This window comes from Rothia sp. HMSC069C03, from assembly GCF_001811075.1.
In the GTDB taxonomy this organism is placed as follows: Bacteria; Actinomycetota; Actinomycetes; order Actinomycetales; family Micrococcaceae; genus Rothia; species Rothia mucilaginosa.
On record NZ_KZ627135.1, the window covers coordinates 290,516 to 306,174 of the forward strand.

The 15,659-nt window shown below is 60.9% G+C and carries 12 protein-coding genes; 6 read left to right on the forward strand and 6 right to left on the reverse strand.

Annotated elements, in window-relative coordinates; all coding sequences use genetic code 11:
* Positions 1-18: 18 nt before the first annotated feature.
* Entirely contained in the window at positions 19-222 is a 204-nt protein-coding gene (locus HMPREF2779_RS03280) for a hypothetical protein (protein ID WP_168165231.1), read from the reverse strand.
* 662 nt (positions 223-884) lie between these two features.
* Between HMPREF2779_RS03280 and HMPREF2779_RS03285 the strand changes: the two genes are divergently transcribed.
* On the forward strand, positions 885-1,931 hold the full coding sequence (locus HMPREF2779_RS03285) for a glycosyltransferase (protein WP_105360821.1): 1,047 nt from the start codon (positions 885-887) through the stop codon (positions 1,929-1,931).
* A gap of 139 nt (positions 1,932-2,070) precedes the next feature.
* On the opposite strand, the gene HMPREF2779_RS03290 is transcribed toward HMPREF2779_RS03285, so the two are convergent.
* A complete protein-coding gene (locus HMPREF2779_RS03290) occupies positions 2,071-2,973 on the reverse strand; it encodes a PIN-like domain-containing protein (protein WP_070686929.1) in 903 nt (300 codons plus the stop codon).
* 439 nt (positions 2,974-3,412) lie between these two features.
* Between HMPREF2779_RS03290 and HMPREF2779_RS03295 the strand changes: the two genes are divergently transcribed.
* Positions 3,413-4,024, forward strand: a complete 612-nt coding sequence (locus tag HMPREF2779_RS03295; protein WP_070686927.1) for an ANTAR domain-containing response regulator — start codon at positions 3,413-3,415, stop codon at positions 4,022-4,024.
* A 267-nt stretch (positions 4,025-4,291) separates the two neighbouring features.
* Here HMPREF2779_RS03295 and HMPREF2779_RS03300 read toward each other — a convergent pair whose 3' ends face one another.
* The 3 genes from HMPREF2779_RS03300 to HMPREF2779_RS03310 all read right to left on the reverse strand — a co-directional run bounded on the left by HMPREF2779_RS03300 (position 4,292) and on the right by HMPREF2779_RS03310 (position 6,569).
* Positions 4,292-4,540, reverse strand: a complete 249-nt coding sequence (locus tag HMPREF2779_RS03300) for a hypothetical protein (RefSeq protein ID WP_070686925.1) — start codon at positions 4,538-4,540, stop codon at positions 4,292-4,294.
* Positions 4,541-4,652: 112 nt separating this feature from the next.
* Positions 4,653-5,159 (reverse strand): PaaI family thioesterase, encoded by a 507-nt coding sequence (locus HMPREF2779_RS03305; RefSeq protein ID WP_070686923.1) that lies wholly within the window; start codon positions 5,157-5,159, stop codon positions 4,653-4,655.
* Between the two features lie 132 nt (positions 5,160-5,291).
* Positions 5,292-6,569 (reverse strand): dicarboxylate/amino acid:cation symporter, encoded by a 1,278-nt coding sequence (locus HMPREF2779_RS03310; RefSeq protein ID WP_070686921.1) that lies wholly within the window; start codon positions 6,567-6,569, stop codon positions 5,292-5,294.
* A gap of 426 nt (positions 6,570-6,995) precedes the next feature.
* On the opposite strand from HMPREF2779_RS03310, the gene polA reads away from it, so the two are divergent.
* Positions 6,996-10,007 carry a DNA polymerase I gene (polA, locus tag HMPREF2779_RS03315; RefSeq protein ID WP_105360822.1) on the forward strand — a complete coding sequence of 1,004 codons (3,012 nt, stop codon included), beginning with the start codon at positions 6,996-6,998 and terminating at the stop codon, positions 10,005-10,007.
* Between the two features lie 714 nt (positions 10,008-10,721).
* Positions 10,722-12,176, forward strand: a complete 1,455-nt coding sequence (gene rpsA, locus HMPREF2779_RS03320; RefSeq protein ID WP_105360823.1) for a 30S ribosomal protein S1 — start codon at positions 10,722-10,724, stop codon at positions 12,174-12,176.
* A gap of 206 nt (positions 12,177-12,382) precedes the next feature.
* Here the strand turns inward: rpsA and coaE are convergent, their stop codons facing one another.
* The gene (coaE, locus tag HMPREF2779_RS03325) at positions 12,383-13,018 is read right to left on the reverse strand and encodes a dephospho-CoA kinase (RefSeq protein WP_105360824.1); all 636 of its coding nucleotides are present in this window, start codon (positions 13,016-13,018) and stop codon (positions 12,383-12,385) included.
* Positions 13,019-13,076: 58 nt separating this feature from the next.
* Between coaE and HMPREF2779_RS03330 the strand changes: the two genes are divergently transcribed.
* Together HMPREF2779_RS03330 and HMPREF2779_RS03335 are read left to right on the forward strand one after the other, a co-directional pair.
* The gene (locus HMPREF2779_RS03330; RefSeq protein WP_105360825.1) at positions 13,077-13,763 is read left to right on the forward strand and encodes an IMPACT family protein; all 687 of its coding nucleotides are present in this window, start codon (positions 13,077-13,079) and stop codon (positions 13,761-13,763) included.
* 511 nt (positions 13,764-14,274) lie between these two features.
* A complete protein-coding gene (locus HMPREF2779_RS03335; RefSeq protein ID WP_105360826.1) occupies positions 14,275-15,603 on the forward strand; it encodes a 2-oxoglutarate dehydrogenase in 1,329 nt (442 codons plus the stop codon).
* Positions 15,604-15,659: the final 56 nt, after the last annotated feature.

Genomic DNA, 15,659 nt, shown 5'->3' on the forward strand with positions numbered 1-15,659 from the left:
GCGGGGGGGGGGGAGGCGTTACTCGGCCTTCAGCGGGAAGCTCGCCGTCTTGAGCGACCCCTTAACAGCACTCCAGTTGATGTTGTAGCGGCCACCGTAACCGGCGTGGAACCAGCCGTTCTGCTTCCCGAACTCGGTGAGGTCTACGAGGCTCTCGGCAATCAGCTTCTTCGACTCGGGGTCGTAGATCTGAACATCCTCGTGGTCGGTGCCCCAGTGCATACTGCAGGCCACCTGAAGTGCGAGGACCTGGCGGCTGAGCTTCACGCCTGCGTTGTACATCGGCAGGGAGATGAAGGTGTAGCCATTAAATTCGTGCTGGTTTGCCTCCTCGTAATTCTCGGTAGCTCAATCATGGGGGAGCGTATCGGGGGAGGCAGCTTCCGCCGGCGGGTTGATGAATGCGCGGATGCGCTGAGTCAAGGTGGGGCTCATAATGTGCTCCTTTGGTTGTTGCTGCCCCGGCCCGTTTGGGTCTGCACCGGGGCAGATGGGTTGGTGGCCGTGCAGTGACTTTGTACCTCCATGATAGGGTGAGGGTTTAGGGGTGCTGAGATTTTTGGTTTACCCCGGGGTAAGCGAAAAATTGTCGAACTAGGGGCGGGGGGGGGGAGAGAGAGGGAATATATTCTTTGAATTCCTGCGAGCGGGCGCTTCTTAGCAGTCTCCAGAAGCCACATGTGTTTCGAAAAGCCACCAAACATGTTGCTTCTCGAAACACATGTGGCTTTTCGCGGTCAATACAAGGGTAATGACGACGGGCAGCACACGATGCGGGGCTCTGGGATATTCTGAAATTAGAAGATGTGCTAGCCCCTCAAACGGGCCCGCGCATCGCACACCATACAACCCAGTTCACCCCGAACCTCAGCGAAGGAGCCACCATGGCAGCCACCCTCCCTGGAACTCTTCCTGACCCCAACTACCGGCCCACCTACCGCTCCAATGGCGCGTGCGACGACCTCGCCCAGCTCGTTGCGCCGTACAGCCTTTCGCGTACCCAGCTTGCTGAGGCTAGCGGCATCGCTGATGAGGCGACCGTGAACAGCTGGATTGAGCAGTGCTACCCTGACCTCGCTGCGGATGCTCCCGTGCCCCTCGATCCCGTGCTGCGGTACCTGGACGACACCTACCTGCCCGATCCCGCGAACTGGCCCGGCAGCAACGCCTACGACGAGTTTGTCCTCGAGAATATTGCCGCACGCATGCTGGCACGCGTTGTTGCTGACACTTTCGGCGCTGACCGTTCGGGCAACTACCGCGAACTTCTCGCGCTCATTGCAACCCTCGTGCTCCTGGCACGCTACGGTGAAGGCGCCGATGAGGATTTCCTGACCCTGCTCAACTCTGAGCCCACCGCGGAAGCGGAAGAGTACCTGCAGGAGGCTATCGCAAACGCCCCCGAGTCCCTGCACCCCCTCCTGACCGAGCTTCTGCTGCCCGCCCTGCGTGAGGCGCGCGGCACCTTCACCGCCACCGAGGCGCAGCTGCTGACCGGTTACGCGCTCGCCGCCGGATACTATGCGGGTGAGCACCCCTACGAGACCCTGAACGGCATCCACGTGTCGCTGGCAGATGCAGACCGCGCGCTGCCCGATGATGAGCTGATGAGCCGTGTTGAGGACGTCCTCAAAGCTAACTTTTCCGCCGCTCGAGCGGAAGCCGGTACTGCTGACGAGAACCAGGAGCCGAGCAACTTCATTTTGCCCGCTAATCGGGAGGGCTACGAGGTTGCCGCGCACCTGATTGCCGCCCTGCCGCAGGCGCACAAGGTTATCGCTTTTAGCGCCCCTGAGGGTGATGACGCGGAGGGGCACGCTGACGACCGCCGCGCCGCTTTCACCCTGTACCTGTGCTATCTGCTTCTGGGTGATGACGAGTCTTTGGAGCAACATGCCGCGGAGCTGTACCGCGCCAGCCGCGAGAAGTAGGTTTTCACGCCTTATGGATACTTTGAATCTGTAGGCGCTCTACCCGCAGACGCTGAAAAGCCACATGTGTTTCGAGAAGCCACGTTTTGGCGGCTTCTCGCTGTTAAAGGTGGTACGGGTGGGCGCCTACACTGCTTGCCTACACAGCTACGGGCTGTTCCGCGCGAATCGCGCTATAGGTCGCGTCGCTGACGGCCACGCCGTACTGGTTGGAGGCGAGGTGCAGGATCTCCTCAACGGTGTAGATGCGGAACACGCCGCCTCCGGTTGCCTTAGCGTATTCACGCAACAGCTGACGGTTTGCAAGCTGGCGCACGGGTTCGCCGCCCGATGCGGCGCGTACCTGCTGACCGTTGCGCAGCCAGGTGTCGCGCACACCGCCGGTGACGAAGACGCAGTCGGTGCCCTTCACGCGGGTGGTTGCTTCGGTAACGCACTGGTTCCAGAGCGCGAAGTCGGCGTCAAAGCTGGCGTTAGCGAGCAGCGGGTGGCCCTGTGCGAGGGCTTCGCGGCACTGCTGTTCGTGGCGTTCGGGGCTGGGTGCTGCACCCACGTGTCCGGTGAAGATGCGGTTCAGTCGCGGCAGAATCGTGTCGTCTTCGCGGCGTGCCACGTTGATGGATCCGGTGTCGGTGGTGGGTTCGAGGATCCTCATAATCTGCGCGATGGAGTGGTCCAGCTGGTGCGTGACTGAACGCAGTGCGCTCCAGGGGGAGTTGCGTTCTTCGGGCAGGGTTTCTTTGAAGGATGCGAGTGCTGAGCGGACGCGGTCTGCGGCGGCGGGTACGGGGGAGGCGCCGTCGAGTGCTGCCCAGAATTCTTTGAGTGCCTGGTGGGGGAGGAAGGCGTGTCCGCGGAGCTGCGAGTAGGCGCGGAGGATTTCGTCGCTAATGTGGGTTGGGTAGTTGTAGAGGCTTGCAAGCGCGGTGGAGTCGAAGGCGACGAGAATTCCGGGGTGAATGGAAGTCAGCGGTTTGCGGTCGAGTTCCTTGTACTCAACGAAGTCTGAGTACAGGGTGCGTGCTTGACGGGTGATTGACATGAATCCCCTCCGGGTATCGAGTATGGTCGGTCAAATGCGAGTGCCGGAGAAGTCGAGGAGAATAATCCATTCCAGTGTATCGGCCTTCTTTGGCAGGTGATGGAGTTTCGGTATAAATATTTTGTTTATTACGTTTTTATCTAACCCGATGACGTGTTAGTGCATGTCAGAGTCATTTTCGGGTCTATGTTTTAGGTGTGAATTTCACCGCGTGACCTCTATGTTGTGCGGTTTTGTTTTCATAGTTATGAGTAGTATAGAACAAAAACATGCATTAAGGTGTAAAATCCGCGTGGTGGCTCCAAAATGACGAAAGAAAACTCCCCCCACCTGCACATAGGACGCATATAACACGCGGGGGACAAGGCGAGAAAGTAGATGAACATTTATTCCCTCCTGTAGACTTTAAGTGATTCAAATTTGATAAAGGAGAAGAGTAATGTCAGAGCTGACCACTCAAAACCAGGCGGAGGAGCAGGCCCCGTCCCGCACTGTTGTCGTAGCAGAAGACGAAGCACTGATTCGCCTCGACATCGTTGAAATTCTGAAGGACCAGGGTTTCGATGTTGTTGCAGAAACCGATAACGGCAAGACCGCCGTCGAGCTAGCGCAGAAGCACCGCCCCGACCTCGTCCTCATGGATGTGAAGATGCCGATTATGGACGGCATCACCGCAGCTGAAGAAATCGCGAAGGAGCATATTGCTCCCGTCGTTCTGCTGACCGCCTTCAGCCAGAAGGAACTCGTTGACCGTGCCGTTGAGGCAGGCGCTATGGCGTATGTCGTCAAGCCGTTCTCCCCGAACGACCTGGTTCCCGCAATCGAGGTGGCAATCAGCCGCTACGAGCAGATTCGCGCCCTCGAGAAGGAAGTTGGTACCATCCGCGACCAGTTCGAGACCCGCAAGCTGGTTGACCGCGCAAAGTCGCTGCTCATTACCAAGATGAACCTGACCGAGCCGGAAGCCTTCCGTTGGATTCAGAAGACCTCCATGGACCGTCGCCTGTCCATGCGCGAAGTTTCCGACACCATCATCAAGCAGCTCTCCTAAATACGAGACGTACATAGTACATATCGGTATAGGTGCGAACGTACGCTACGGCGAAGACTAGGATTCGCTCGTATGCGCCTTCAACTGGTCAGAATCTGACCAGCACCTTTTCATGACACACTAACGCCCCATCCCTCACAATGAAGCTGAGGGACGGGGCGTTAACGTTTAACTTCTGAAGCTCGCACCCTGCCGGGGCAGTCGGAGCGTTTCTACGCCGGTACTGCAGGCAACCCAACGCTGCAAGAGGTGCAGCGTCAGACGGGCTTAGCGCAGGTAGCGGTTCAAATCGTCGTCGTTATTGTTCGGGCCGCTAATGGGGCGGTCCGTCGGGGAGCCAGCCCAGAGCATTCCGCCGGTACCGAGCATCACACCCAGCCACCAGAAGGTGCCGGGGTTGTTAATCGCGGTGACCAGGCACACCAGCATCACGCCGATTGCGATGGGCAGGACAATGCGCTTGGCGCGCACAATCTTCGGGTAACGCTTGAAATAGGGGGTGCGCTCGCGGGCCATGGTGCTCCTTCTGGTCGTACCTTCTGGTGGGTGTTGGCGGGGTGCCGTGTACCCCGTGCTTCTACGATTTTAGGCTACTTGCTGAAGTTGTAGGACGTTAGGCGGTGGGAGTTTAGGCGGTGGGGCGGGGGATCAGCATGTTGGTGATGCGCGCGGTGCAGGTGGTACGGCCGCGCTCATCCACAATGTCGATGGTGTGGATGCACAGGGTGCGTCCGAGTTTGACGGCGGTGCAGGTTGCGGTGACCACGCCGGAGACTGCTGGGCGCACGTGGGTTGCGTTGATGTCCACGCCGACTGCTACGAGGTTTTCGCCGCCGTGCACGCCTGCGGAGAGGGAGCCGAGGGTCTCGGCGAGGACCACGTTGGCGCCGCCGTGCAGCAGGCCGATGGGCTGGGTGTTACCGGCGACGGGCATGGTCGCGACGGTGCGTTCTGCGGTGAGTTCCTGGAACTTAATGCCCATGGCGGGGATGAGCTCACCCAGACCGCGGGGGAAGTAGGAATGCAGGTGCTCGGGGATGCCGCTCTCGGTCAGCTGCGCCTTGATTTCTTCTGCGGTGAGGGTGGTGGGCGCTGCCGCGCGGACGGGTGCGTGGTGTGTGTTGTTTTCAGTCATGACTTCCAGTGTACTCCTCGGTTTTTGTTGCTTTTGGCGGGATAGCTTTTCGCGAGTGCTTCCGGGTACGGGTCAGCCCCGCCTCCTGAACTCAGGAGGCGGGGCTGAAAAACGCTATGGAAGCGGAGAGGATTAGGCGGAAATAGCTTCTGCCTTTTCGATGTCCTCGTCGCGGATTTCCTTATCGGGGTTCACGCCGCTTGCCTTGGAGATACGCTCGGTCAGGGCTGCGATGGTCGCGTCACCGGTCACGTTGGTTGCGGTGCCGAAGGAGTCCTGAGCCAGGTACAGGGCAATCATCAGGGCAATCATGGAGGCATCGAAACCAAGCATGGACTGTAGCAGACCGATTGCAGTCATCACGCCACCGCCGGGAACGCCGGGAGCGGCAACCATCATCACGCCGAGCACCAGAATCATGGGGATCAGGCTACCGAAGTCGGGGTGCTGACCGGTCATGAACAGCACTGCCACCGAGCAGGAGGTAATGGTAATCATGGAGCCGGAGAGGTGAATGGTCGCGCACAGCGGAATCGCGAAGTCCACCACGCGGGGGGAGATGCCAGCCTTCTTCGCCGAACGCACGGTCACCGGGATGGTCGCAGCCGAAGACTGGGTACCGATTGCGGTGAAGTATGCCGGGAGCATGGTCTTGAGCATCTGGATGGGGTTGCGGCGAGAAATCGCGCCAGCCACCGAGTACTGCAACGCCAGGGTGACCCAATGCAGAATAATCACCATGACGAACACAAGACCGAAGACGGAGAGGATCTTCGCCACCTGACCGGCGAGGGTCATGTTTGCGAACACGCCCACAATGTGCACCGGCAGCAGGGGGATAATCACGTAGCCGAGCATCTTCTCAACGATGACCTGGAAGTCCTCGAAGAGGTTCAGCATCGCACGGGTCTTCAGGGCAGTAATGCCCAGGCCCAGGATGAAGGAGAGAATCAGTGCGCTCAGCACGCCCATAATCGGGGTCAGCTCGAAGGAGATGTAGCCCTTGGACAGTGCGTTCTCGGGGTTATCGAAGGAGGCGAGCTGCTGACCCTTCAGGATGATGGGGTAGAGCAGTAGTGCGCAGGTCAGTGCCAGGAAGCCAGCAAGGATGCTGGAGATGTACGCCAGACCCACGGTGATGCCGAGCATCTTGCCTGCACCCTGCGCGAGGGAACCAATGCCGGGCACGATGAAGCCGATAATAATCAGCGGAATCGCGAAGCTCAGGAAGGCACTGAACACGGTGGAGAAGGAGACGAAGAGCTGCACAATGAAATCGGTGGGGATGGCTGCGCCGGTTGCGTCATTGATGCCGCTAATCATTCCGGGGGTCAGCATGCCAATGAGCACACCCGATGCGATCGCGATGATAATCCACGCGAGGAGGGGAAGTTTTTTGAGTGCCTTCATAGTTTCCTAAATGAGGGTTCGTTGTGTGTTAAGCGCGGGATGTGCCCTCACTGTCCGGTGGATCCTGCCGGTGAATTCTGGGTAGAGTTCTGCCTATGAATACACGGGGTGTGGGGGTTTCCTACGCTGGAGGCGATAATAAGGTTATATATTATCTGGAAACTGTATTATTATCCACCTCACATAGTGGCTTAGGGCACAATCTTTGGGAGGAAAACCCACCAAACGCACCCCACAGGCACCTATATATGAGGTAAAACTCTTTCCATACACCCCGTTATTCCGCTATATGGCACAGCACCGGCACCCAATACGGTGCAGGCGCCTCCCCACAGGGCTGACCAGCCATCACAAAACCACCCGTCACGAAACCCTCTGTCACGAAGCGCAACCACCGAGAAAACTCAGACTCGATACACTAGAGGAGTGACTACTGAGAACAAAACCCTCCTGCTCATTGACGGACACTCCCTCGCCCTACGCTCCTTCTTCGGCATCTACACCATGGCCGAAAAGACCGGACAGCACATCTTCGTGCGCAGCGACGGCCAGCACACCGAAGCCGTCCACGCCTTCCTCTCCACCCTGCTGAGCATCATCAAAGATAACCAGCCCAGCCACATCGCCGTAGCCTTCGACCTGCCCGGCGGCACCTTCCGCACCGCCGAATACGGCGAATACAAGGGCGGCCGCAACGCCATCCCCGAAGCCTTCAGCGGCCAGATCGACCTCATCAAAAAGATGCTCGGCGCACTCAACATCCCCGCGCTCACCTACGAAAACTACGAAGCCGACGACATTGTCGCAACCCTCACCCGCCGCGGCACTGAAGCCGGCTACAAGGTCCTCATCCTCTCCGGTGACCGCGACATCTTCCAGCTCGTCACCGACGACGTCACCCTGCTCTACCCGGTCACCACCGGCCCCTCCAAGGGTATTCAGCGCATGGACCCCGCCGCCGTCGAAAAGAAAACCAAGGTACCCCCGCACATGTACCCGGACCTCGCCGCCCTCACCGGCGAACAGGCGGACAACCTGCCCGGCGTACCCGGTGTGGGTCCCGGCTTCGCCGCCAAGTGGCTCGGCGAGTACGGATCCCTGCAGGGCGTGCTCGACAACCGCGACAAGATTGGCGGCAAGAAGGGCGAGGCGTTGCGTGAGAACGTGGATAACGTGGTGCGTAACCGCCGCCTCAACCAGCTCGTCAACGACCTCGACCTGGGCATCACCCTCGAAGACACCGCATTCACCCCCGACCTGGATGCACTCAACACCTTCTTCAACGAAGTAGAGTTCCGCACCATCCGCAAGCGTGCCTCCGACACCCTCGGCCCCATCGTGCGCGCCGCCGGAACCGCAGGCTCTGCAAGCTCCACCGCAGAAGCAGGGGAGGAGGGCGCCACCAAGAAGGCACCCACCGGCCCCGTCTACGCACCCATTGCCACCAGCGCACCCACCAAAAACGCAGACGCAGCAGCATTCCGCGCCTTCTGCGCCGCCGCAGCCGAAGAAAACTACGGCAACGACGAACAGGGCGCGCCCATCGCCGTACCCGAACGACTCGAAGGTGCCGTGACCCTCTACCCGGTCACCAACCTGCCCGTAGCGCGCCCCGCCATCGGCGACGCACCTGCCGTCAAGGTCACCAAAACCAAGATCCGCGCCGCTGAAGAAAACCCCGAACTGCTCGGCGTGCTCCTCACCAGCAAGAACACCAGCCTCTGGATCGACACCCGCACCATCGACCCGGAACTCGACGCCGCCCTCGCCGCCTGGCTCTCCGACGAAGCCGCCCGCAAAATCGTCATGGACCTCAAGGTTCAGCGCAAACTCCTGCGCGCCTACGGCTACGAACTCGCCGGCGCCGTCGAAGACCCCGCCCTGTCCTCCTACATGTGCGGCTTCATCCCCACCGCAACCCGCAAGCTCTTCTCCGAACGCATGGAAGACCTCGCCGAACGCTACCTCTGGATCCCCAAGGACCCCTACGCGCAGCTCGTCTTCCAGCCCGAAGAAGATGAGGCAGAGCCCTCCCTCTTCAGCATGCCCGGCGAAGCCGAACCCGTCGACAACCTGCGCTACTTCACGCAAATCAGCCGCATCATCCACGAACTCGCACGCCTGCTGCACTACGAAATGGAAGAACACGGCCAGCTGAAGGTATACGAAGAAATCGAACTGCCGCTACTCTACGTCCTCGCAGACATGGAGCAGGCAGGTATCGCCGTCTCCGACGCGCTCCTGGCCGAACTGCACGACACCTTCTCCGCGCGCGCAGCCCGGGCGCAGGACGCCGCACGCACCATCATCGGCGACACCGTCCAAACCGACGACGGCGAAGAACCCCTCAACCTCGCCTCCGTCAAACAGCTGCAGACCGTGCTCTTCGACAAGCTCGCCCTGCCTCACACCCGCAAAATCAAGTCCGGCTACTCCACCGACGCCGAATCCGTCACCGAACTGCTCACCAAAATCTCCCCGGAGTCCGACGGCGCCGCATTCCTCGGTGCGCTCGCCGCCTACCGCGACAACATCAAACTCGTACAGACCGTCGAAGGCCTGCAGAAAGCAGCCGCCGACGACGGACGCGTTCACACCACCTTCCAGCAGGGTGCCGCCTCCACCGGTCGACTCTCCTCAACCGCACCGAACCTGCAGAACATCCCAATCCGCACCGAAGAAGGCCGCCGCATCCGTGGCGCCTTCATCGTCGCGCCCGCACCCGTCGACGGTGTGGAGTACGAGGGCCTGCTCACCGCCGACTACTCGCAGATCGAAATGCGCATTATGGTGCACCTCGCTGCCGACGAGAAGCTCATCGCAGCCTACGAAGCGGGGGAGGACCTGCACCGTTACGTCGGCTCCGAAGTCTTCGGCGTAGCCCCCGAAGAAGTCACCCCCGAGCAGCGCTCCAAGGTCAAGGCAATGTCCTACGGTCTGGCATACGGTCTGTCCCGCTTCGGCCTCGCCAAGCAGCTGAACATCAGCTCTGACGAAGCAGGCGAACTGCGCACCAACTACTTCAAACGCTTCGGACGCGTGGGACGATTCCTGCGCGGCGTGCTCAAGCAGGCACACCAGGACGGCTACACCGAAACCATTTTCGGCCGCCGCCGCGTGCTGCCCGACCTGGACTCGCCCAACCGTGTACGCCGTGAAGCCGCCGAACGCGCCGCCCTCAACGCCCCGATTCAGGGCACCGCCGCGGACATCATCAAGATCGCTATGATCAACATTCACCGCCGCCTGCGCGAAGAGGGCCTGAAGACCCGCATGCTGCTGCAGGTGCACGACGAAATCATCCTCGAAGTCGCCACCGGTGAGCGTGAAGCCGCCGAACGCGTGCTGGTCGAGGAGATGAGCGGTGCCGCATCCCTGCGTGTTCCTCTGGATGTGCAGGTCGGCTGGGGTAAGTCCTGGCAGGAGGCAGGCCACTAGGCTCACTACCTTTATTGGCTTCCGCACGGAAAGCGGTATTCGTCCTCGTTCCTACAGGTAGGGGGTGGGTGCGCTATACCCTTCCTCCGCTCCTGCAGGGGAACCCACCCTCTCGGGCGCTCCGCTCTCTCCTTGCTTCGCTGCGGAGAGCACCCGAGAGGGTACCCTGATGTCGCTTCCGGAGGGTATAGCTACCCTGCGCTCCGGCTAAGCTTGGCGCGTCGCGTGGAGGGGCGGTGTCGTCCGTAGTGACATCAGGGTGCCCGAAGCGAAGCGAGGGCGGGTGCCCCTGTAGGAACGAGGACGAGCATCGACCCTCCGCAAACCCCTCCGCGAACCACAACTCCAAAACCGCAAATAAGTACGGGAATCCCGGGCGCGTAACCATTGACGACACGCCCGGGATTCCCGTACACTATTAATCGCGTGTACCAACGTACGGGTTTTCTATGCTCTTTTTCTCCTTAAGAAAACGGGGAGAAAACGGGCACAGACCGCTCGCACACCCTGCTAAAAGCATCTGCTTCCGGTGGGCGGTACACATTGTAAGTATCCGTCAGCTCGACGTTTCCTCACCTCGTTCAAAGGCGTTAGCGGCCCTATGCCGTGCGCGCCGGGGTGAAAAAGTGAGCCGGTCGGCGCCTCCACCCGGGGGTGTTGAGCGGCGAACCGGCAGCGTCGACCTATTAGAAATCCAATTGGAGCCCTCACTACATGAGCACCAACATCCCTCAGGTCGCAATCAACGACATCGGCGACGAGCAGGCATTCCTCGAGGCTGTCGAGCAGACCATTAAGGTCTTCAACGACGGCGATCTCGTCTCCGGCCAGGTCGTTAAGATCGACCACGATGAGGTTCTGCTCGACATCGGTTACAAGACCGAAGGCGTCATCCCCTCCCGCGAGCTGTCCATCAAGCACGACATCGACCCCTCTGAGGTTGTCGAGCTTGGCTCCGAGGTTGAGGCACTCGTCCTCACCAAGGAGGACAAGGAAGGTCGCCTGATTCTCTCCAAGAAGCGCGCACAGTACGAGCGTGCATGGGGCGACATCGAGAAGGTCAAGGAAAACGACGGCGTCGTTACCGGTACCGTTATCGAGGTTGTCAAGGGTGGCCTTATCCTCGACATCGGTCTGCGTGGCTTCCTGCCCGCATCCCTCGTTGAGATGCGCCGCGTCCGCGACCTCGCTCCCTACATCGGTCAGCAGATCGAAGCTAAGATCATCGAGCTGGACAAGAACCGCAACAACGTTGTTCTGTCCCGCCGTGCATACCTGGAAGAGACTCAGTCCGCTGTTCGCTCCTCCTTCCTCAACGAGCTGGAGAAGGGTCAGGTCCGCGAGGGCGTTGTCTCCTCCATCGTCAACTTCGGTGCATTCGTGGACCTGGGTGGCGTGGACGGTCTGGTTCACGTTTCCGAGCTGTCCTGGAAGCACATCGACCACCCGTCCGAGGTTGTCGAGGTTGGCCAGCCCGTTACCGTCGAGGTTCTCGAGGTGGACCTGGACCGCGAGCGCGTGTCCCTGTCCCTCAAGGCAACCCAGGAAGATCCGTGGCAGGCATTTGCTCGCACCCACGCTCTGGGTCAGATTGTTCCCGGCAAGGTCACCAAGCTCGTTCCCTTCGGTGCATTCGTGCGCGTTGAGGACGGCATCGAGGGCCTCGTCCACATCTCCGAGCTGGCAACCCGCCACGTTGACCTGGCTGAGCAGGTCGTCTCCGTTGGTGAAGAGGTCTTCGTTAAGATCATCGACATCGACATGGACCGCCGCCGCATCTCCCTGTCCCTCAAGCAGGCAAACGAGGGCGTTGACCCCAACGCTACCGAGTTTGACCCCGCTCTGTACGGCATGGCAGCAGAGTACGATGATGCTGGCAACTACAAGTACCCCGAGGGCTTCGACCCCGAGGCTAACGAGTGGCTGGAAGGCTTCGATGCACAGCGCGAGGCTTGGGAAGCACAGTACGCAGAGGCACAGGCTCGCTTCGAGGCTCACAAGGTTCAGGTTGCTAAGGCTCTCGAGGCTGACGCAGAGGCTGCAGCAGCAGCTCCCGCAGCAGCTGAGCCCGCACCGACCTCTTACTCCTCCGAGGAGCCCGCTTCCGCAGGTACCCTCGCATCGGATGAGGCACTGGCTGAGCTCCGCAAGAAGCTGACCGGCAACTAATCTGCCGCTCAGATGAGCACTCATCAGGCGTAATAGCCGATAGGTAACCCCATACGGGGTGCCTAGAGCAGAGGAACCCCTCATCTCCCGTTTGGGAGGTGAAGGGGTTCCTTGCGTTATTGGGGGTTTGGGTTTGGAGCTAGGCGTATTGGGAGCCGGGGGGCGTGTGCACTGTGTTGCTGTGCCCGATGTTGCCGGGGAGGATTTTAGGCGGCGACCATTTGCTCCCAGACGGCGCGCACCTGCTCGGCGGTTTCCTCCAGTGAGCCGCCGTTATCGATAATCCAGGTTGCGACCGCCTCACGCTGCTCGTTGGTTGCCTGCGCGGCGATGCGGGCGCGCGCATCCTCCTCAGTCATGCCGCGTGAAGATACGAGGCGCTGCAGGCGAGTCGCCAGGGGAGTGCGCACCACGACCACGCCCTCAAAAGCGGAAGGGTCGCCGGTCTCCACGAGCAGGGGAATATCCTCCAGCACCACGCTGATGAACCCGGGTTCGGCCTGCGCCTGCTCCACCAGTTGCGCGGCACGCTCACGAATAGCGGGATGCACAATCGCGTTCAGGCGCAGGCGTGCCTGCTCATCATTGAACACGATACGCGCCAGGGCGGGGCGGTTGAGGCGGCCATCCTCATCGAGCAGATGCTCACCGAACTCCGCGACCGTGCGGGCGAGCACCGCCTCACCGGGCTCCATGAGGGAGCGGGAGATAGCGTCCGCATCCACCAGGAACGCGCCCTGCTCAACGAAGAGGGAGGCGATGGTGCTCTTGCCGCTGCCGATACCGCCGGTGAGGGCGTAACGGCGCAGGGTATTAGAGGCGGGGGAAGAAGGCTGGGACATGGACGGTGCTCCTGACGGGCTGTGCCACAATAGATAGGTACTGATTAGAGGAGGACACATGCAGGAAGAAACTCGCGCCAACCGCTACCTTGTGCCGCGCGGCGATGAGCCCTATGAGAGCCTCCTCGAAATTAAGCGTAGCGAATTTATTGGTCACATCAAGCGCGTGAGCACCGTTGAGGAGGCGCGCGCCTACATTGAGTCGGTGCGCAAGACCTACCACGACGCCCGCCACGTGTGTTCGGCATTCATTATTGGTGCTGACCGCGATATTCAGCGTTCCTCCGATGATGGTGAGCCCGCCGGTACCGCCGGTGTGCCGATGATGCAGGCGTTGCTGGCGCGTCAGACCCGCGAGGACGGTACCACCGACCTGTCGGATGTGGTTGCGGTGGTCGTGCGCTATTTTGGTGGCATTAAGCTTGGTGCGGGCGGTCTGGTGCGTGCCTACACTGATTCGGTGGTGCAGACCCTGGATGGTGCGCTATTCGATTCGCGTGAGCGTCTGCGTGTGGGTCAGGTGCTCAGTTCGCATGCGGATGCTGGCCGCCTGGAGAACGAGATCCGTGCCGCCGGTCTGAATGTGCTAGGTACCGAGTACGGTGCGGAGGGTGCCACGATTTCCCTGGGCGTGTTTGACCGCCCAGAAGAGCTGGCGCGTGCCGAGGAGCTGGTGGTGAGCTTGAGTTCCGGCGCGGTGAGCGTGGCCTGGGGGGATACGCAGTGGGTGGATTTGCCGGTCTAGGTTACTGGCCCCTAGATTTCCGTTCCCAGATTTCCTCCTAGATTTCCGGGCTAAAGCGTTTGCGGAAAGCTCTCAAAATCTAAAAGATAGCTCAACCTTAGTTAATGGTTACTCTAACCCTAGTATTTGCCCGTTAAAGCTGATAGCCTAAAAAGCGTTGCGGAACGCACGCGCCCCTCCACGGCACGGGCAACGGGTTCGTCACCAGCGGTAACCCAGCCCGGCGCCTCCACGAGGGAACGCGTGCGCCCGCACCGACGGGCAGGGCTCAACGCTGACATCTCAGCGCTGAGAACTGGGTACTATCTCAGCGCTGAGGTCCTGATGCTGACGTCTTGAAGCTATAGCTTAGCTGCTCAAGGAACGAGACACAGCTGAATGCCGGTACTATACGACCCGGTAGACGGTCGAGTGTGTGCACGAACCATCTGCCGGTAGGCGCTGAGCCCCGCCCGTCACCTTACGAAGAATCAGCTAACGAACGCTCTGAAGAGCTCAAGGTCGTGAAAACGTGACGCAGTCGGGAACCTACTATCAACAAGTAGACGAACAAGCAGGCAAAAACTCATCAGAGCAGTCCGCGGGCAGCCGCGGCGGCACCGCAACCCTCAACCGCCAGGGAGCGCGCCTCCCCAAGATGGGCACTGTCGAGCAGCTTGAACCCGCCACCGTCGCCCAGCTACTCAACGCCTACCGCCAGCAGAACCTCGGCACCCTGCTGGGCGTGCTCACGCAGCGTCCGGCGGAGTTTGCCTGTCAGCTCGGCAGGCTCTGCCGCGTCTTCCCCGAACACGTTCACGCTATCGCCCAGGCGTTCGGCGCCGTGGGTCGCGCCCTGCCCATTGACGAGCTGGTGCGCCTGCATAACCGCTACTCGAACGCCGCCCGCGGAGTTGGCGAACACCTCAGTCTGGACAACTCCGGTGTGGCGCACCTGGTTCAGAGCCCAGCACTGAGCCGTGAAGGTGCGGGTCACCTGCTCATGGCGGTTGAGCTCTGCCTCGCCGGCAGGATGCGCGGGCTCACCATCGCCATGCCCTCCACCGAGGCGTTCACTCCGGCTGATCAGGCGCCGAGCCTCGGTTCCTGCAACCCCGCCCTGGACGGTGCCCTCAACGCTTTTGAACCGGCAGGCTGGGAACCGTTCTCCCTGGACGGCAGCGAAGTGCTGCTCGCGACCGGTGTGCGCGATGTGCCCGACGGCTACGAGCTGTCCCTCTGGCTGCTCGACGACGACTATCAGTGCCGCGCCCGCATTGAGCGCGGCGCCCCGCAGGTGTGCGTGGCAAGCTTCTACGATGAAGAAGTCATCACCCGCACCGTGGAAGAAACCGGGTCGGGTGAAGCCGGTCTGGTCGAAAACTACCGCGTGGAGGAGTACGCGGAACTGGACTTCCTCAACGCCATGGACCGGCAGGTACGCTACGTGGCGGTCACCGCCGCGGTGGGGGAGCCGCTGCTGTCTGTGCTGAACGAGAAGAGCGCGGTGCCGAATAGTATTCCCGACCCTGCCGCTTTTGCGAACGGTGCGAGCACCTCCCGGTTCGCGAGGAGTGCCCGCCCGGATATCCGCACCGCCGCCGTGGTCGGTAAGGGCCTGCGCACCATCAATCACCGCGGCATGCTGCCGGTGTTGAGCGTGCCGAACCGCACCGTGTGCGCGGTGATTGACCTCTATAAGCAGCGCATCTGCGTGCCGGGTGTGGGTATTCCGCGCGGGCTGAGCGTGGAGGATGAAGAGCGCACCATGCAGCTGATTTTGAGCGCCCTGAACGGGTACCTTCCGCTGACGAACCGGGCGCTGATGAGCCTCGCCGGAGCCACCCTGGAGGTGCGCTAAATCCTTACCCGCGAGGTGCCCCACTGGCATGTACCCACTGGCGCGTAGCCAGCGGT

Coding starts and splice junctions, on each gene's coding strand:
- coaE (WP_105360824.1), bottom strand. CDS start 13,018: ATGTCCCAGCCTTCTTCCCCCGCCTCTAATACCCTGCGCCGTTACGCC.
- HMPREF2779_RS03295 (WP_070686927.1), top strand. CDS start 3,413: ATGTCAGAGCTGACCACTCAAAACCAGGCGGAGGAGCAGGCCCCGTCC.
- HMPREF2779_RS03330 (WP_105360825.1), top strand. CDS start 13,077: ATGCAGGAAGAAACTCGCGCCAACCGCTACCTTGTGCCGCGCGGCGAT.
- rpsA (WP_105360823.1), top strand. CDS start 10,722: ATGAGCACCAACATCCCTCAGGTCGCAATCAACGACATCGGCGACGAG.
- HMPREF2779_RS03300 (WP_070686925.1), bottom strand. CDS start 4,540: ATGGCCCGCGAGCGCACCCCCTATTTCAAGCGTTACCCGAAGATTGTG.
- HMPREF2779_RS03280 (WP_168165231.1), bottom strand. CDS start 222: ATGCACTGGGGCACCGACCACGAGGATGTTCAGATCTACGACCCCGAG.
- HMPREF2779_RS03305 (WP_070686923.1), bottom strand. CDS start 5,159: ATGACTGAAAACAACACACACCACGCACCCGTCCGCGCGGCAGCGCCC.
- HMPREF2779_RS03310 (WP_070686921.1), bottom strand. CDS start 6,569: ATGAAGGCACTCAAAAAACTTCCCCTCCTCGCGTGGATTATCATCGCG.
- HMPREF2779_RS03285 (WP_105360821.1), top strand. CDS start 885: ATGGCAGCCACCCTCCCTGGAACTCTTCCTGACCCCAACTACCGGCCC.
- HMPREF2779_RS03290 (WP_070686929.1), bottom strand. CDS start 2,973: ATGTCAATCACCCGTCAAGCACGCACCCTGTACTCAGACTTCGTTGAG.